A 16822-nucleotide genomic window follows, 5' to 3' on the forward strand; every position below is an offset into this window, starting at 1 on the left:
CCGCGACCGTCGCCGTCCGCCCGGCCTCCGGCTCGCGATCCGCGATCCGCGATCCGCGAGATGTGATCGTCCTGTGAAGACGCGTGGCCTAGATTCTTCCGCGTGGACGCCCAGTTACTCAGAAACCTGTTCGCCGTCGTCGAGAGGCGGGCCGCACACGCCGTCGCCTTCTTCTACTCCCATCTGTTCTGGCACAACCCGGGCGTCCGTGAACTCTTCCCCGAGGACATGCGGGCCCAGCACGACCGGCTCTTCGCCGCGCTCACCCATGTCGTGACCCGCCTGGAGGACCCCGGACTGCCGGCGTACCTCGCCCATCTGGGGCGCGACCACCGCAAGTTCATGGCCACGCCCGCGCTCTACGCCGCCGTCGGGTCGAGCCTCGGCGCCGCGTTCGCGCACGCCGCCGGGGCCGCCTGGACCATCGAGGCCGAGAAGGCGTGGACCGAGGCGTACGGGTACGTCGCCGAGCACATGATGCGGGGCGCCGGCGAGGCCGACGCGGAAGGGCAGCCGGCCTGGTGGGACGCGGTCGTCGTCCGCCACGAGCGGCTCGGCGGGGACCTGGCGGTCCTGACCCTCAAGCCGCGCAGGCCCTTCGCCCATCTGCCCGGGCAGTACGTCGGAGTCAGCTCGCTCCGGGTCCCCCGGGTGTGGCGGACGTACTCCCTGGCCAACGCCGTCCGCACGGACGGGACGGTCGAGCTGCACGTCAGCCGGATCCCGGGCGGTGCCATGAGCACGGCGCTCGTCGACGAGACGCGGGAGGGCGAGTCGCTGCGGCTGAGTGCGCCCGGCGGCGCGCTGACCTCGAGGACCGCGCCGGGCGGGCCGCGCAGCTACATCGCCGCCGGCACCGGCTGGGCGCCCGTCAAGGCGCTCCTCGAAGAGGTGGCCCAGGCGGCGGAGGAAGTCGAGGCCCGGCTCTTCCTCGTCGCGCGCGCGAAGGAGTACCTGTACGGCAGGGAGGACGCCGAGCGCCTGAGGGAGCGGATACCCGGGCTGCGCGTCACGTACATCACCTCCGCGCCCCGCCACCCCCGCGACCAGGCGACCGAGCGCCTGCTCCACGCGCTGTACACCTGCGGCAACTGGCGTGCCCACGACGTGTATCTGGCGGGCCCGCCCGGCTTCCTCGCCGAGGTGCTCCCGGTCCTGGACCACCTGGGTGCCGCCCGCGTCCACCACGACCGTCTGCCGGCGCCGGGCGGCTCGCGCGGCCGCCCGGCCGGCCCGGCGCAGTGGTTCATCGACCCGCCGGAAGTCTCCTGGCACGACCCGGCGGCCCGGGCGCCGCACCACCCCTGATCCGGGGCGGCGGGGCCGCGGTGGCCCGCGGGGGCCGTCCTGGCCGGCAGGGCCGCCGAGCCCGTCAGGTCGCCAGGCCAGTCGTGGCCGTCCGCTCCCCTCGCGCTCCCGCTCTCCCTACTTCGCCGCGTTCTCCGTCGCGAGGATGGTGTCGCGGTAGACGCGCGCGGCGGCGCGCAGGGCGGCCTCCGGGTCGACGCCGGTCGCCTCGGCCCGTGCCGCGAGGCGGAGCAGCTCGTAGCCGATCCCCTCGCCCTTCGGCAGCTCGACGTCCAGGCCGGCCGTCCGCGCCCGGCCCGCCAGCTTGGCGGCGAGCGCGAGACCCGGCTGGCCGAGCGGCACGCCTTCGGTGACCGAGTCGCGCTGCTTCTCGATCGCCTTGGTGCGCAGCCAGTGCTCCTTGACCTCCTCCGGCGTCTCGGCCTCGGCGTCGCCGAAGACGTGCGGGTGGCGGTGGATCAGCTTCTCCACGATCGTCCCGGCGACGTCGTCCAGGGAGAACGGTTCCTCCTCGTCCTCCTCCGCGATCCGGGCGTGGAAGACGACCTGGAGCAGGACGTCCCCGAGCTCCTCGCGCAGCTCGGTGCGGTCGCCGTCCTCGATCGCCTCGACGAGTTCGTACGCCTCCTCGAGGCCGTACTTGGCGAGCCCCTTGTGGGTCTGGCGCGAGGACCAGGGGCATTCACGCCTGATCCGGTCCATGACCTGCACCAGGTCGAGGAGCCGGGCGCCGGGCAGGTCGTACGAGCCGGGCAGCAGCTCCAGGTCGGGCATCGCGACGCGGCCCGACCCGGCCAGCCGGGCGAGCCCGTCGGTGAGCGCCCGGTCGCCCTCGCCCGAGGGCAGCACGACGACGGTCCGGCCCCCGGCGCACGCGTCGAGGAGATCCTGCGCGGCGGGGCTCGCCTGCTCGACGGCGACCCCGGCCTCGCGGAGGTACGGCAGCTGCGGGTGGTGCTCGTCGGCGCACAGCACCCGGTCGGCGCCGTGCAGCGTCTGCCACGCGGGCCAGGACAGCAGTCCGGGCGCCACACGGTGGCTGGCGGTGAGCAGGACGACACGGCCGGGGTCGACGGGTGATTCAGCGTTCACCCTTCGACCTTACGTGGCCGGACGAACCGGCTACGCACCCGCTTCGGCGGTGGCCGGGTCCTGGGTGATCTGGCGCAGCCAGGGTGCCTGGAAGGTGCCGAGCTGGATCTTGGCGTCGTCCCACGTGCCGAAGCGCGGGTTCACGTCGATGCCGAGGTCCTTGGACGCCGCGGTGAAGACGTCCGTGAGCTTCTTCTGGCCCTCGGGGGTGTTCGCGATGCCCAGCTTGGCGGCGATCTTGTTCATGAGGACCGTGCGGCGGACGACCCCGTCGATCTGGTCCGGGGCGACGCCCTGCTGCTGGAGCAGGGTCGCGGCGAGCTGCTCCGCGCCGCCGCTCTGCTGGGTGAACTCGTCCCTGGCCTGCTGGATCTCGCCGCGTGTGGCCGTGATGCCGTTGTCCTCGGCGACCCGTTCCACCACCCGGTCGAAGATCATCACGTTGAGCTTCTCGCGGCTGAGGTCGCCGGTCGCCTCGATCAGCTGCGCCGCCTGCGGCGATGCCTGCTGAGCGGCCCGTACGTCCTCCACCTGCGCCTGGAGGCTGGACACCTCGATCCGTTCCCCGCCGACGACGGCCGCCGCCCCGGGATGGGCCTCACCGCCGCATGCGGTGAGCAACGGGGCCGCGGCGAGGAGCGCGGCGGAGACGGAGAGCGCGGTGCGGCGGTGCAAAGGAGCCTCCCGGCGTGGGTCGTGCGTCAGTTGAACGACCTTGCGGTGATCGATGTTAGGCAGTCACCGGAGCCGGGGCCACTCCTTCGCGGCCACTACTTCGTCGTGACTGTCTCGACCAACGACGGAACGGTTCGGCTGGTGTCGGTCCTGGGTCGCGGAAGATCGGCGTTCGAGGCCTTCACCAGGAAGTGCGGGCGCCTCTTCACCTCGTAGTAGATGCGCCCCACGTACTCGCCGACGAGCCCGAGCATCACCATCTGGACACCGGCGAGCGCCGTGACGATGACGCGCAGCGTGACGTATCCGGGAGTGTCCACGCCGTTCACCAGCGCGTCGCCGACGATCCACGCCGCGTATGCCAGCGCCACCGAGACCAGGATCATTCCCAGATAGACGGCGGCCCGCAGCGGCTTGTTGTTGAAGGAGAGCAGTCCGTCGAGCCCGTAGTTGAGCAGCTTTCCGAAGGTCCATTTCGAGCGGCCCTGCTCGCGCACCGCATTCTCGTACTCGAATGTGGTGGTGCGGAATCCGACCCAGGCGAAAAGGCCCTTGGAGAAGCGGTTGTACTCGGTGAGTTCGAGGATCGCGTCGACGGTACGGCGGGAGAGCAGCCGGAAGTCGCCGACGCCGTCCACCAGCTCGACGTCCACCAGCCGGTTGATCGCCCAGTAGTAGAGGCGCGCGGTCATGGTGCGGGTGACCCGGTCGCCCTTGCGGGTGCGCCGCGCGATGACCTGGTCGTACCCCTCGCGGTGCAGGGCCACCATGCGGTGCACGAGCTCCGGCGGATGCTGGAGGTCGGCGTCCATGATGACGACCGCGTCGCCCTCCGCGTGCTGGAGGCCGGCCAGCATCGCGGCCTCCTTGCCGAAGTTCCGGCTGAAGGAGACGTAACGGGCGCGAGGGTCGGAGGCGGCGATCTCCTCCAGGAGGGGGAGGGTCCGGTCATGACTTCCGTCGTCCACGTAGACCAGCTCGAATTCTCCGTCGAAATCGGAGAGTTCTGCGGTCACATGGTCGTGGAAGCGACCGATGATCTCCTCTTCGTTGAAACACGGGACCACGATCGAGAGCAGCACGAAGGACACGACAGCCCACGTGGATGTCTCCGGCCGATTCGAAACATGACCGAGAGGCGACCATTCGGTGAACTGGCCTCGCCCGATGACCATTTCGTGTTCCGTACTGGCATATTCACACCATCATGCCTGCTCAGACCAGACCGGCCGCGGGCCGTGCCGCCGGCCTCGCCTCGTTCCTCACCGTCCTCGCGGTCTGCGCGGGAGACGCGGTCGCCCGCACCTTCCCCTTCGGTCCGGAGCGCCGGAGCGTCAACGACCTGGCCAACCAGTTCGTCCCGTACCACGCCCACCTGTGGGACCTGTTGCACGGGCGCGGGGACGGCGGGCTGCTCCTCAACTGGCAGTCCGGCTGGGGCACCAGCTTCCTGCCCGACCTCGGGACCTATCTGGGCAGCCCGTTCGCCCTCCTCGTGGCGCTCTTCCCGCGCGACGACATCGAGTACGCGGTCTACGCCGTCACGCTTCTGAAGATGGCGGCCGCCGCGGCCGCCATGACCGTGACGCTGCTACGGCTGCGGCCCGGCCCCTGGTGGGCGGCGGCGGTGCTCGGCGCGTCGTACGGGCTGTGCGGCTGGTCGGTCATCGAGGCCACGTACAACCCGATGTGGCTCGACGGCCTGATCGCCTTCCCGCTGCTGGTCCTGGTCGGCGAGTGGGCACGGCAGGCCCGCCGGCCGCTGCTCGGTCCGCTGGTCGTCGCGCTCTGCTGGGTCGGCAACTTCTACACCGCGTACATGGCGACGATCGGCGCGGCGCTCGTGCTCCTGGTCCGGCTCGCGGCGGCTCGTGAGCTGCGCGTCCGCGTGGTGGTGCGGGGGTCGGCGACCGTGCTGCTCGGGACGGGGCTCGCGGCACCGGTCCTCGTGCCGGTGTTCCTCGGCTCGACGCACGCGTATCCGGGCTGGACGAACACCTTCCAGCCCGCCGGCTGGCCGGACTTCCTCGCACGGCTGCTCCCGGCGACGTACGGCTTCTACACCCCCGCCGCGTTCCTGGGCACCGGAACCCTGCTGCTCGCCGGGGCGCTGCTCTTCCACCGGAAGGTGCCGCGCCGGGAGCGGTGGCTGTGGGCCGGGTCGGCGGTCGCGGTCGGGGTGTCGCTGCAGTGGGGGCCGACGCATCTGGTGTGGCATGTCTTCGCCACACCGAACGGCAGCCCGTACCGGCAGACGTTCGTCTTCTCCGGCGTCCTGGTGTTCGTCGCCTGGGTCGTCCTCTCGTACGGCTGGCCCGGGCGGCGCGCGCTGCTCGGCGGGGCCGGCGTGGTGGCGGCGCTCGGGGTCGGCGCGGTCGCCGGCGAGTCGGTGACCGCCTGGTCCTACCCCCTGTTCGCCCTCGGCCTGGCGGGGGCCTGCGGGGGCCTGTGGCTGGCCGCGCGGGGGAAGGTTCCGGTCGTGGCGGCGGCGCTGCTGGCCGCGGCGCTCGTCGGACAGGCAGCCGCGACGACGGCGTACGCGGACCGGGAGCGGCTCGGGCGGCTCGACGACTATCCGGCGTGGGGCACCGAGCAGCGGAGGCGGACGGAGGCGCTCGCCGAGGCCGACGGCTGGCCCGCGTACCGCACCGACTCCGGCCGCGAGCAGATCACCGGCAACGAGCCGATGCTCTTCGGCGGCCAGGGCGCCGCGTACTACAGCAGTCACACGCCCGCGGTGCTGACGGAGACGCTGGCCGCGCTCGGCGGCGGCTGGACCTCGCGGGGGCGCAATCTTCAGAGCCTGGACAACCCGGTGACGGACGCGCTGTTCGGCGTCGGCGCGCGCTGGCGGGGCGACCGGGTGGTGCGGACGGGCGCGGCGCTGCCGCTGGTGACGGTACGTCCGGAGGGGGCCGCCGTGCCGCGGTACGGGGCCTCCCCGTTCCGCAACCAGGAGATGCTGCTCGGCTCGTCCGTGTACGACCTGCCCGGGAAGGCGGGCTGCCCGGTCGGCAGCGAGGCCTTCCTCTGGGCCCCCGACTTCCGGGGGACCGCCCGGCTCGGGGCGGGCGGCACGCCGGTGAGGATGAGCGGTGAACTGCCGAAGCGGCGGGCCGCGCTGACCTCGCTGGGTGTGCAGGAGACGGCGGGCGAGCTCGTGGGCATGAAGGGGGAACGCGGCGCTGCCCACGAGGTCGGTTGCCTGGACCGGGGGCGGCTGGCGGCGGCGGTGGAGGGTCTGCGGGCGAAGGCGGCGACCTCGGTCGACGTCACCGACAGCGGCATCCGCGCGCGGTTCGCGCCGGGGACGAGGGGGACGGCGCTGATCGCGGCCCCGAGGATCGCGGGCTGGACCTGCGAGGGCCGCCCGGCGGCCTCGTACGGCGGCCTGGTGGCCGTGGCTCTCGACGGACGGACGTCGGTGAGCTGCGACTTCCGCCCGCCGGGCCTGCGCGCGGGCCTGGGCCTGGGCGCCGGAGCGGCGCTGCTGCTGACGGCGTGGTTCGTGACGGCCGCCCGCCGGGCACGGCGAGGCCTTTCCACGGAGGTCCCGCCGCCGGCCGAGGCCCGGACGAGGGCGCCGGCGCGGACGGGCTGAGCGGGGCCGTCCCGTGGACGCGCGAGAAGGGCCGGACCCCGCCGGGTCCGGCCCTTCTCCGTGCACGTGTCCGTTACTTGACGGGGTTCAGGCAGAGGACGAACTTGTACGACTCCAGCTGCTGCGCGAGCGCGACCTCGCTCACGTCGCCGCACTTCTCCACGTCGAAGGTGTCGTCGATGACCTTCACGACCTTGTAGAGGTCGGGCACCTTCTCGCCGCACGGCTTGATGTCGACCTCGGGGTCGGTGTCGGAGCCGGTCACCGTCACGCACTCGCCGACCTTGGCGGAGACGGGCGCCTCGCCCGTGAGGTACGGGAGGCCGAGCTTCCAGAACAGGATCGCGGCGAACGCCACGACGATGCTCAGGATCGTCTTGCCTATGCTGCGCTTCTTCTTCGCCGGCTCGGCGGGCGCGAGAGGCTGCTCGGCAGGAGTGAGGGGCTGCTCGGAGGAGGCGGGCGGCTGCGTCGTCATGAGGTCTTCCTTGGGGACGTGAACATGATCAGACGCGAACGCTACATCTCTCGGAAGGGGCAAAGCGGACCAGGAAGATCCAATTCCCCATCAGTTGCGGAGTCGTGATTCTGGCGCTCCGTCAGGCGAAGCGACCCATCTGCTGCTGGCGCGCCAACGCGCGGCGCAGGTCGGTCGGGAGCGAGTGATACGGACCGTATGCCCGCTCCGTGTCGTACAGGAGGGACTGGAGCTGCTGATGGGCCGCCGTGTGGTCCCCCATCGCCAGGAGGAGGTTCCCGATCCGGCGCCGGATGTCGAAGAACCGGCTCTGGTCCGCGCCCTGCTCGACGAACGGAAGCAGGGCGCGGTACTCCGTCAGCGCCGCGGCCGTCTCCCCCAGCTGCTCCAGGCACTGCGCCGCCTCGTAGCGGAACTGCAGCGTCTGCGGGTCGGCCGGGCCGGACTCCGCCGCGCGGTCCTCCGCGAGCCGGCGCAGCTCCGGCAGGGCCCGGCGGTACTGGCCGTCGTCCATGAGCGTCGTCGCGTACTGCTTGCGCAGGATGCGGACGACGGGCGAGTGTTCGCCGTGCTCCGCGGCGGCCGCGGGCAGGATCGAGCCGAGCAGGTCGACGGCCCGCGTCAGGGAGCCCTCGCCGAGGAGCCGCTTGACCTCGTCGACCGTGGCGGCCACGTCCGGGCGGGCGACCGGCGGCGGGACCGGAGCCGCCACCGGCGGGGCGGGGGCGGAGGCGCGGTCGGGCCAGGGCGCGTGCGGGCGCAGGAAGGGGCGGGTCGGGTCGAGCGGCCCGGCCGGGGCACCCCGCGCGGGAAGCAGCGGCAGCAGCGCCTCGTACACCTCGTGCGCCCCCGCGGGGCGGTGCTGCGGGTCCTTGGTGAGCAGCCGCAGCACCAGCGTCTCCAGGGCCTCCGGCACCTCGGGGCGCAGCTGCCGGACCGGCAGCGGCGGCTCGTACAGATGGCGGTGGAGCACGCCGAGCGCGGTCGATCCGGCGAACGGGACGTTGCCGCTGAGAAGTTCGTGCATCAGGACGCCGAGCGCGTACAGATCGGTGTACGGGCCGACAGCGCCGCCCATGGCCTGCTCGGGCGCCATGTAGGCGGGGCTGCCGATCGGCGAGCCGGTGTGGGTGAGGCGGGTGGTGTCGGTGTCCAGGACGGAGGCCACGCCCAGGTCCAGGACGGTGACGGTGCCGTCCGGACGCACCATCACGTTCCGCGGCTTGAGGTCGCGGTGGACGATCGGCACCGCGTGCACGGCGGCGAGCACCGCGCAGAGTTGCGCCGCGACGGAGACGGTCCACTCCCAGGGGTACGGGTCGTGCTCGGCGAGGTGGTCGGCGAGGTCCGCGCCGTCGACGTACTGCATCACGAGGTAGAGGTCGTCGCCGTCGCTGCCCGCGTCGTGGACGGTGACCAGGCCCGGGTGGTCGACCTGGGCCGTGACCCGGCACTCGCGCACGAAGCGGCGCCGCAGCTCCTCGGCGGCGGTGGCGGGGCCGGTCATGGTGGCGGGGCGGAGCAGCTTGACGGCGACGCGGCGGTCGAGCCGTCCGTCGTACGCCGTCCAGACCTGGCCCATGCCGCCCTGGCCGATGACGGTGGACAGTTCGTACCGTCCGCCGATGACGCGTCCGTTCACCTCTCCTCGTCCTTACGGAGGAGGTGGCTGAGCTCGTCCAGCTCGGCGCGGACCTGGTCGATCCGGGGGTTGGACGGCGGGGTGGCGGGCTGGGGCGGGACCACGGGCCGCTGCTGCGGCTGCGGCTGCTGCTGCTGCTGCTGCGGCTGCAGGGGCCGGGGCTGGGCCTGGGACTGCGCCGGGGCGACGTAACCGGGCTGGTGGCGCGGCACGGTCGTCCCGTACGGGTTGTACGGAAAGGCGCCCGCGGGGGACGCGAGGCCGAGGCGGACCTTGTCGTGCTTGATGTCGACGACCAGGAAGTAGACCGTGAACGCCGCCGCGTTGAGCAGGATCATCCCCATGGCGACGTCCGCCTGCGTCGTCTCGATGTCCTCCGGGAGCAGGACCATGCCGGTGATCATGACGGCCGCGGAGACCCCGCACAGGATCCAGTCGAGCGCGCGACGGGTCACCACGGCGAGCCGGATCATGGTCCCCCACGTCAGGAACCCGATGCTGAACAGCGGCAGCATCGCGAAGAGCACGCGGAGCACGATCACCGACGTCGGAATGGCGCGCGGTGGTGGCGGAGGCGCATAGCCGTGGCCGTACATTCCTGCTCCTGGGCGTTCGTTTCGGTTGCGGAGACGAGCGTATACACCGACGGGGACAAGGGCTCCAGGGTTGTACCGAACCGTTGTCGGACCGATCACGGTGCCACCGCTCAGGGCGCCACCGTCCCGTCCGCGAGCCCGTCGTACAGCCCCTGGACCAGCTGCTCGCCGAGCCGCCCCGCGAGCCGCAGCGCGTCCTCGAACTCGGCGAGGGCCCGGAACCGCTCCCCGTACCGCTGCTGTTCGGCGAGCGGCAGACGGGGGAGCTGGAGGCGGCGGACGTCGAGCCGGGTGGCGGTCGAGGCGTAGCTGCTGGCCTGGCGGGTGTTGGCGGTACCGCGCAGGAACCCGGCCAGGAACCAGGGGTCGAGCGCGGCCGGGTCGGGACGCAGGAGCTGGAGGTTGCGGCCGAGGGCGGCTCCTGCGGTGGAGGCCTCGACGACCCGGGCCAGGGAGCCGCCACCGAGGACGGGGACGACCACGTCGCCCTCGGCGAGGACGACGGGCTCCTCGGGTGCCCCGTCGGGGAGGGACCCGGTGGGCTGCTGCGCGGCGAAGACGTCGTTCTCCGTGAGGACCCGGAGGGGGGCGCCGTCGAAGGCGGTGGTGCCGGTGCCGCCCGCGCGGAGTTCGAGGGCGCCGGTGCGGGCCAGCTCGCCGACGGTGACGCCGGTGGGCCGGGCGGCCGCGGCCGGGTCGGCGGCGGTGTCCGCGGGCAGGGCCGGGGGCGGGGTGAGGGCGACGGTGTGGCCCAGCGTCTCGGCCAGCCGGTCGCGGACCGCGAGGAGTTCGGCGGCGCCGCCGCCCGCCGCCGGGGGCGGCAGATGGCGGGCGGGCGCCAGGTCGACGTCGTCGTCGAGGAGTTCGATGACGGGCACGGCCCTGCTCGCGCCGGGGGTCTCGACGACCGTGCCGTGCTTGTCGAAGGGCAGCCAGGCGTCCAGTACGGCGGTGTGGACGGCCTGCCAGTCGAGCTTGTCGCGGCCCGCGCCGCCGATGTGGTCTCCGGTCGTGTCGACGACGAGGAGCTCCGGGGAGGGGGTGACGCCGGGGGCGGGCCTGCGCAGCACCCAGAGGTGGAGCGGGATGCCGTAGGGCGGGGCGGCGCCCGCGGGCAGGGCGACGACGGCCCGCAGGGCGCCCCTGCGCAGCAGGTCGGCGCGGATGCGGCGGCCCGAGCGCCGGGAGGCTGCGGCGGGCGGCATGAGGAGGACGGCGGTGCCGCCGGCGCGGAGCCGCGCCAGGGCGTGCTGGACCCAGGCCAGTTCGGATTCGGTCCGGGCCGGGAAGCCGTACTCCCAGCGGGGGTCGTAGGCCAGTTCGTCGTGGCCCCAGTTGCGCTCGTTGAAGGGCGGGTGGCAGAGCACGGTGTCCGCCGTCAGGTGGGGGAAGGCGTCGGCGCGCAGGCTGTCCCCGGTCCTTACGCGGATGTCGGCGTCGGAGGCGAGGGCGAGGCGCAGGGCGGTGAGCGCGGCAAGGTCGGGGTCGGCGTCCTGGCCGTGCAGGGCGCCGGGGTGGGCGACGGCGCGGAGCAGGCTGCCGGTGCCGGATGCCGGGTCGAGGACGGTGGGGGCGGGGCCGGCGCCGGGTGCGGCGAGCGCGGCCATCAGGGCGGCGGGTCCGGGCGGGGTCAGCGTGTACTGGCGCGGGTTGGCGTCGAGGTGGCGGCCGAGCAGGAACTCGAAGGCCTGGCGGGCGCCGGTCTCGGCGGCGAGGTCCGCGGCGCCGCGCAGGAGGGGTACGGCGGGGGCCAGTTCGGCCGCGGTGGGCGTACGGACCGCCGGATCGACGCCGAAGCGCTCGGTGAGGACCTCCTCCAGGGCGACCGGCAGGGTCTCGGCGAGCCGTTCGTCGGAGACGGCGGCGAGGGCCGGCCAGGCGGTGGAGCGGTCCCGTACGAGCAGCAGGACGCAGCCGGCCAGGGCGAGGGCGGTGACGGCGCCCGCCGGATGGCCGGCGATCTGCTGCCAGACGCGCTCGCGCAGGGGGACCTCCGCGAGCTTGCCCTGGGCGCGGAGCCAGCGCTCGACGTCGGCGAGGGCGAAGGAGGGGCTGGTCTCCGTGCCGCCCACGGGCCGGGGGAAGTCGGCGTGGCGGCGCCGCCAGTTGCTCACCGCGGCCCGTCCGACTCCGGCGAGCCGGGCGATCCCGGCGGCGGTCACCTCTGCTGCGTGCTCCGGCACCTGGCTGCCTCCCTTGACTGTCCGCACGATTCCCCGCGTTCACGTGCTGTGACCTCGATCCTACCGACGCGCGCAAGACCCATCGCTTCACAATGTGAGCCGCTTCAAATCCTGTGAACCGTGTTGACTCGGTTCACAAGCTCTGCTGTTATTGATTCATCGCTCCACGGGGGTCCGGAAGGGCCCGATCAACCATCGACGCGTCTCGTCCGGGAGGACACTCATGTCGTACGACACCCAGACCCCGCAGGTCCCGCACGTGGCCGCACGCAACGGTCTCGGCACCGCGGCTCTCGTTCTCGGCATCATCGGCACGATCTCCGGCTTCATCCCGCTGCTCTTCTGGCTGGCCGGCATCCTCGGCCTGATCGCCCTGATCCTCGGCCTCACGGGCAGAGGCCGCGTGAAGCGCGGCGAGGCGAACAACAAGGGCGTGGCGACGACCGGCGCCATCCTGGGCCTCGTCGCCCTGATCCTCTCGGTGGTCGGTGTGGTCATCGCGTACGTTCTCGTGAGCGACGCGGTGAGCGAAGGGGTGACGGCAGCCGACAAGTCCATCCAGGGCTCCGCCCCGCAGGACCCGTCCGACAGCACGGGCAAGGGGAACGCGGGCAAGGGCCTCGCCGCCGGTGACACCGCGATCTACGACGACATCAAGGTCACGGTCTCGGAGGCCACGTCGTACAAGCCCAGCGAGTTCGCCGCCGGTCACACCGAGGGCAACAAGGCCTACCAGGTGACCGTCGTGATCGAGAACGGCGGCAAGGAGAAGTTCGACGCCGCGCTCGTGACGCTGACCGCCCGCGCCGGCAAGGACGGCGTGACCGCCGAGCAGGTCTTCGACGAGAAGGTCGGCACCGGCTTCAGCGGCTCCATCCTGCCCGGCAAGAAGTCCACGGTCGTCTACGCCTTCGACACCCCGAAGGACGCCAAGGACCTCTCGGTCGAGGTCAGCCCCGGCCTGGAGCACGAGGCCTCCCAGTGGGAGCTGAAGGTCGGCTGACCCTCCGCCCCACCCCCCACCGCTCAGCCCTTCGCCCCCGGGCGCTCAGCTCTCCTCGCTCCCCCCGTACGCCCTCCCCACCCCCGGAGAACCCACCATGTCTGCCGCCCGCCACCCCCGCACCCGCCGCACGGCCCTGGTCTCCGCGCTCTGCGCCGCGGCCGCGCTCACCGCCACCGCCTGCGGCCCCTTCTCCGGCGAGGCGAAGGCCTCCGGGCCCTTCGGGGACCTGACCGGACCCGAGATCGCCAACAAGGCCGTCGCCGCGACGAAGAAGGCCGACTCCCTGACCCTCGACCTCGCCACGAAGACGACCGACGGGCCGATGAAGGCGTATCTGTCGATGAACACCGGCGGACAGTGCGCCGGCACCCTGACCGTCGGCACGACGGGCACGGCCGAGCTGGTCAAGGCCGACGACAAGGACGTCTACCTCCGCTTCGACGAGGCGTTCCTGCGGGCCCAGGCGGCGGGTGAATCGCCCGAGGTCCAGGAGGCTGTCCTCAAGGAGCTGAAGGGCCGCTGGGTGAAGACCCCGGTGACCGACCCCGAGGCCAAGGACAACCTCGAACTCTGCGACCTGAAGACGCTCCTCGGCAGCTTCGAGGAGGGGATCAACTTCGCGGTCAAGGGCGAGGAGACGACCGTCGGCGGCAAGAAGGCGCTGACGCTCACGGAGAAGTCAGGCGGCGAGACGACGACGGTCTACGTGGCGACGCAGGGCGAGCCGCACATCCTGAAGATCGTGACGGCGGGCGGTGAGGAGCCGGGGACGATGACGTTCACCGACTACGGGAAGCCCGTCGCGGCGAAGGTCCCGGCTGCCAAGGACATCGTCGACGAGGAGAAGACCGGCTGACCCGCGCGGACACGGGCGCCGACCAGGGTGTGAGGGCCACCGCCGGGGAGTGGCCCTCACACCCTTTCGGGCTGTTCACAGCGCGTGGCGGACCCACACGTTCGGCTCGACGTAGACCGCGTAGCCGCGGGAGACCTCGCAGTGCACCGGGACCAGCGCGCCCTCGACCTCCACCGGGCCGTCCGTGTCGAACGGCAGCCCGGTCCAGGCGCGCCACTGCTCCACCGAGGCCGCGACCGTCATCGAGGCCGGGGCCACCGCCTCCACCGTGGCGCCGGCCCGGACGTGGACGCGCAGCCACGGATCCTGGGGCAGGCCGTCCGACTCGCGCGTACGGAAGGCGTACTCGTGGATCGAGGAGGCGGCCTCCAGGTGCTTGCCGTTGGGGCGGACCGGGGCGACGACCTCCGAGAAGCCGAGCCGGCGGGCGTTGTCCCGCATGGCGCCGAGCATCTTCGCCGAGAGCCCCCGGCCGAGCACGCTCGTGTCCACGGTGACCTCGATGGCGCTGACCGTGTCCGGGACGCGCCCGTGCCGCCGGTCCGAGAACGCCCAGAGGAGCACCTGGTCCCAGCCGGTGGCGGGCAGTTCGCCGCGCCCCTCGGCGTGGAGGCGGAAGGGGACGCTGAACGCACGCGCCACGACCTTGCCGTCGGGGTCGGTGCCGACGAGGACGTACTCCGGCAGTTCCGTGACGATCCGGCCGAAGTGCGACCAGCCCACCGGGTCGTTGACCGTGAACTCCGGCCAGAGGTCCTTCATCGCCCACATCGCGCCTTCGAGTTCGGGGCGCTCAGCGAGGGTCGTTATGTTCAGTTCCATCAGCGGAGGCTAACGATCGTTCGCTCAACGGGAAAACGAATTACGGAAGCCTCTGCTCCGGGCAGCGGCCGAGGACCTTCTTCATCGCGTCGAGCTCGGCCCGCGTGACCCAGACCCCGTACTTCTTCTTCACGGCGACCTGCGCGGCGACGTACGTGCAGCGGTACGCCTTGTTCGGCGGCAGCCAGGTCGCCGCGTCCCCGTCGGACTTGCGCCGGTTCGCGGACGCCTCGACGGCGAGCAGGTTGAGCGGGTCGTTGGCGAACCGGCGTCGCTTCTCCGCGTCCCACTTCTGGGCGCCCTTCTGCCAGGCGTCGGAGAGCGCGACGAGATGGTCGATGTCGACCTTGCTGCGCCCGCGGACGTAGTCGACGCGGTCCCCGGTGTACGGGTCGTCCGCCAGGATCCCGGAGGCGACCTTGCAACGGCCGTCCTGGAGACGGACGTCCGCCAGGTCGCGCCTGAGGATGTCGTCGCGGGTGCCGCAGCCGTTGCGGTCGACGTCGGCCCAGGCCCGGCCGAACTTCTCCCGGTCGTAGCCGGTCTTGGGGGCCCGGCCCTTGACCGTGAGGGTGTCCACGGCGGCGAGCGCGGAGCCACGCGCGGCGGGGGCGCCCTCGGCCGGGGAGCCGTCAGGGGCCTGTGTGCAGCCGGAGGTTATGAGGACGGCGGAGGCGAGGGCGGCGACGGGGAGGAACCCGCGGTAGCTGAGCACGCCCGGATCCTAGCCAGCCCCGCCTGGTCCAGACACGAGGCCGTTCGGCGCGCGGATTCGGCAGGGGGCGCGTAGCGTCGAGTGGAGCCGTTTGTCCCCTTTCGAAGGAGTCGCGTAGATCATGGGGATCATGGACAAGCTCAAGGGCATGATGGGCCAGCACCCGGACAAGACCCAGCAGGGCGTCGACCGCGCTGGCGACATGATCGACCAGAAGACCGGCGGCAAGCACGCGGGCCAGGTCGACCAGGGCCAGCAGAAGGCTCAGGAGTACATCGACAGGCAGCGGGGCCAGGACCCGCGGCGGGGGCAGGACCAGCCCCCGACCTGAGACTCCTCCACACTCGTCCGGCCGTGGGGTACGCGTCACGCGCGCCCCGCGGCCGCGGTGCGTGCTTCCCGGGCGTCCCGGCGCCGTCAGGGTCCGCGCGGAATAACCGGAGCACCTCTCCGATTGACTCCCGACATGACGACATCGACCCGGATCACAACGCCCTTACGCCGTACCACCGTTGCCGCACTGACCGCCGCGGCGCTCACCGCCCTCGCCCTCCCCGCAGGCGGTGCGGTGGCCGCCGAGGCGCGGCACGGCAGCGGCCCGTGGCGCGGCGCCTGGGCCGCCTCGCCGCACGCCCCGGCCGCGCCCTTCGCCCCCAACTGGTCCCAGCAGGGCTTCTCCGACCACACCGTCCGCCAGGTCGTCCGGGTCACCACCGGCGGCACCAGGGCCCGCATCGAGCTCTCCAACCGATACGGCACGACCCCGCTCCGGATCACCGGCGCGACCGTGGCCCGCACGGACAAGGGCGCCTCGGTGAAGGCCGGTTCCGTCCGGCACCTCACCTTCGGCAACGCCCGCTCGGTGACGATCCCCTCCGGAGGAACAGCCTCCAGCGACGGCGTGCCGTTCACCGTGAAGGCGCTGGAGTCGGTGACGGTCACCCTCTACCTCGCCGCGCCCACCGGCCCGGCCACCTTCCACCACTTCGCCTCCGCCACGAGCTACCGCGCGACCGGTGACCACCGCGCCGACCGCGCCGGGACCGCGTTCACGGAGAGCAGCGGCTCCTGGTACTACCTCTCCGGCGTGGAGGTCGGCGGCGGCGCTCCCGCCCGCCGGGACGGCATCGTGGCGTTCGGCGACTCCATCACCGACGGCGTCGGCTCGGGCCCGGACGCGAACAACCGCTACCCCGACGAGCTGGCGGAGCGCTACGCCGCCGCCGGGAGGCCGCGAAGCGTCCTCAACCACGGAATCGGCGGCAACCAGGTCACCAACGACACGACCTGGGCGGGCGAGAAGGGCATCGAGCGCTTCAAGCAGGACGTCCTCACCGAGCCGGGCGTGCGGACCGTCATCCTCCTCGAAGGCGTCAACGACTTCGGCGGCAGCCTCGCGAGCGGGGGCGCCGGCCCCACCCCCGAGGTCTCGGTCGAGCAGCTCGCCGAGGGCCACCGGGCGCTCGTCCGCGAGGCCCACGCCCGCGGCATCAGGGTCGTCGGCGCCACCCTGACCCCGGTCAAGGGCTCCTTCTACGACACCCCGGCCGTCGAGGCCAAGCGGGACGCCTTCAACCACTGGGTCCGCACCTCCGGCACGTACGACGCCGTGGTCGACTTCGACCGCGCCGTCGCCGACCCGGCCGACCCGGACCGGATGCTCCCCGCCTTCGACTCGGGCGACCACCTCCACCCGGGCGACGCCGGATACCGGGCGATGGCCGAGGCACTGGACCTCGACACGCTGTGAGCACGTGCGGGGCGGGGCTCGGCCCCCGCCCCGCAGGCCTGCGCGCCTGCCGTCCGCCGTCCGCTGTCCGCTGTCCGCTGTCCGCTGTCCGCCTGCTC

15 protein-coding genes are annotated in these 16822 nt (G+C 72.7%); 6 read left to right on the top strand and 9 right to left on the bottom strand.

From position 1 onward, the window contains the following. The first annotated feature begins 102 nt into the window (after positions 1 to 102). On the top strand, positions 103 to 1308 hold the full coding sequence (locus tag ACZ3IJ_RS18025) for a globin domain-containing protein (protein ID WP_467469252.1): 1206 nt from the start codon (positions 103 to 105) through the stop codon (positions 1306 to 1308). A gap of 117 nt (positions 1309 to 1425) precedes the next feature. On the opposite strand, the gene ACZ3IJ_RS18030 is transcribed toward ACZ3IJ_RS18025, so the two are convergent. From ACZ3IJ_RS18030 to ACZ3IJ_RS18040, 3 genes are all read right to left on the bottom strand, one after another. Next, positions 1426 to 2400 (bottom strand): nucleoside triphosphate pyrophosphohydrolase, encoded by a 975-nt coding sequence (locus ACZ3IJ_RS18030; RefSeq protein ID WP_467469255.1) that lies wholly within the window; start codon positions 2398 to 2400, stop codon positions 1426 to 1428. Between the two features lie 30 nt (positions 2401 to 2430). Continuing rightward, positions 2431 to 3075: a SurA N-terminal domain-containing protein gene (locus ACZ3IJ_RS18035; RefSeq protein ID WP_467469257.1), complete on the bottom strand. Its 645-nt coding sequence runs from the start codon at positions 3073 to 3075 to the stop codon at positions 2431 to 2433. A 95-nt stretch (positions 3076 to 3170) separates the two neighbouring features. After that, positions 3171 to 4157, bottom strand: coding sequence for a glycosyltransferase family 2 protein (locus ACZ3IJ_RS18040; protein WP_467469694.1), 987 nt, complete (start codon positions 4155 to 4157; stop codon positions 3171 to 3173). A 125-nt stretch (positions 4158 to 4282) separates the two neighbouring features. Between ACZ3IJ_RS18040 and ACZ3IJ_RS18045 the strand changes: the two genes are divergently transcribed. Next, the gene (locus tag ACZ3IJ_RS18045) at positions 4283 to 6676 is read left to right on the top strand and encodes a YfhO family protein (protein WP_467469259.1); all 2394 of its coding nucleotides are present in this window, start codon (positions 4283 to 4285) and stop codon (positions 6674 to 6676) included. Between the two features lie 73 nt (positions 6677 to 6749). Here the strand turns inward: ACZ3IJ_RS18045 and ACZ3IJ_RS18050 are convergent, their stop codons facing one another. From ACZ3IJ_RS18050 to ACZ3IJ_RS18065, 4 genes are all read right to left on the bottom strand, one after another. After that, the gene (locus ACZ3IJ_RS18050; RefSeq protein ID WP_467469261.1) at positions 6750 to 7154 is read right to left on the bottom strand and encodes an LppU/SCO3897 family protein; all 405 of its coding nucleotides are present in this window, start codon (positions 7152 to 7154) and stop codon (positions 6750 to 6752) included. Positions 7155 to 7275: 121 nt separating this feature from the next. After that, complete coding sequence (locus ACZ3IJ_RS18055; RefSeq protein WP_467469263.1) at positions 7276 to 8796, bottom strand: protein kinase domain-containing protein; 1521 nt, start codon at positions 8794 to 8796, stop codon at positions 7276 to 7278. After that, a complete protein-coding gene (locus ACZ3IJ_RS18060) occupies positions 8793 to 9338 on the bottom strand; it encodes a hypothetical protein (protein WP_467469265.1) in 546 nt (181 codons plus the stop codon). The genes ACZ3IJ_RS18055 and ACZ3IJ_RS18060 overlap by 4 nt, the downstream gene beginning before the upstream one ends. Before the next feature lie 164 nt (positions 9339 to 9502). After that, a complete protein-coding gene (locus ACZ3IJ_RS18065; protein ID WP_467469267.1) occupies positions 9503 to 11575 on the bottom strand; it encodes an N-6 DNA methylase in 2073 nt (690 codons plus the stop codon). Positions 11576 to 11798: 223 nt separating this feature from the next. Here ACZ3IJ_RS18065 and ACZ3IJ_RS18070 point away from each other — a divergent pair, with 223 nt between their 5' ends. Continuing rightward, positions 11799 to 12578, top strand: a complete 780-nt coding sequence (locus tag ACZ3IJ_RS18070) for a DUF4190 domain-containing protein (RefSeq protein ID WP_467469269.1) — start codon at positions 11799 to 11801, stop codon at positions 12576 to 12578. Positions 12579 to 12675: 97 nt separating this feature from the next. Continuing rightward, the gene (locus ACZ3IJ_RS18075; protein ID WP_467469271.1) at positions 12676 to 13437 is read left to right on the top strand and encodes a hypothetical protein; all 762 of its coding nucleotides are present in this window, start codon (positions 12676 to 12678) and stop codon (positions 13435 to 13437) included. 75 nt (positions 13438 to 13512) lie between these two features. Here ACZ3IJ_RS18075 and ACZ3IJ_RS18080 read toward each other — a convergent pair whose 3' ends face one another. After that, the gene (locus ACZ3IJ_RS18080) at positions 13513 to 14259 is read right to left on the bottom strand and encodes an N-acetyltransferase (protein WP_467469273.1); all 747 of its coding nucleotides are present in this window, start codon (positions 14257 to 14259) and stop codon (positions 13513 to 13515) included. Positions 14260 to 14299: 40 nt separating this feature from the next. Beyond that, the gene (locus ACZ3IJ_RS18085) at positions 14300 to 14974 is read right to left on the bottom strand and encodes an HNH endonuclease family protein (RefSeq protein ID WP_467469275.1); all 675 of its coding nucleotides are present in this window, start codon (positions 14972 to 14974) and stop codon (positions 14300 to 14302) included. A 121-nt stretch (positions 14975 to 15095) separates the two neighbouring features. On the opposite strand from ACZ3IJ_RS18085, the gene ACZ3IJ_RS18090 reads away from it, so the two are divergent. Next, positions 15096 to 15305, top strand: a complete 210-nt coding sequence (locus tag ACZ3IJ_RS18090) for an antitoxin (RefSeq protein ID WP_467469277.1) — start codon at positions 15096 to 15098, stop codon at positions 15303 to 15305. Positions 15306 to 15440: 135 nt separating this feature from the next. Further along, a complete protein-coding gene (locus ACZ3IJ_RS18095) occupies positions 15441 to 16724 on the top strand; it encodes an SGNH/GDSL hydrolase family protein (protein ID WP_467469279.1) in 1284 nt (427 codons plus the stop codon). The last annotated feature ends 98 nt before the right edge of the window (positions 16725 to 16822 follow it).

It is taken from the genome of Streptomyces sp. NPDC013317, from assembly GCF_055563155.1.

Bases quoted from the DNA above. Each gene is read 5' to 3' on its own strand.
- ACZ3IJ_RS18080 (WP_467469273.1), bottom strand. From the start codon at position 14,259: ATGGAACTGAACATAACGACCCTCGCTGAGCGCCCCGAACTCGAAGGC.
- ACZ3IJ_RS18090 (WP_467469277.1), top strand. From the start codon at position 15,096: ATGGGGATCATGGACAAGCTCAAGGGCATGATGGGCCAGCACCCGGAC.
- ACZ3IJ_RS18050 (WP_467469261.1), bottom strand. From the start codon at position 7,154: ATGACGACGCAGCCGCCCGCCTCCTCCGAGCAGCCCCTCACTCCTGCC.
- ACZ3IJ_RS18045 (WP_467469259.1), top strand. From the start codon at position 4,283: ATGCCTGCTCAGACCAGACCGGCCGCGGGCCGTGCCGCCGGCCTCGCC.
- ACZ3IJ_RS18075 (WP_467469271.1), top strand. From the start codon at position 12,676: ATGTCTGCCGCCCGCCACCCCCGCACCCGCCGCACGGCCCTGGTCTCC.
- ACZ3IJ_RS18070 (WP_467469269.1), top strand. From the start codon at position 11,799: ATGTCGTACGACACCCAGACCCCGCAGGTCCCGCACGTGGCCGCACGC.
- ACZ3IJ_RS18095 (WP_467469279.1), top strand. From the start codon at position 15,441: ATGACGACATCGACCCGGATCACAACGCCCTTACGCCGTACCACCGTT.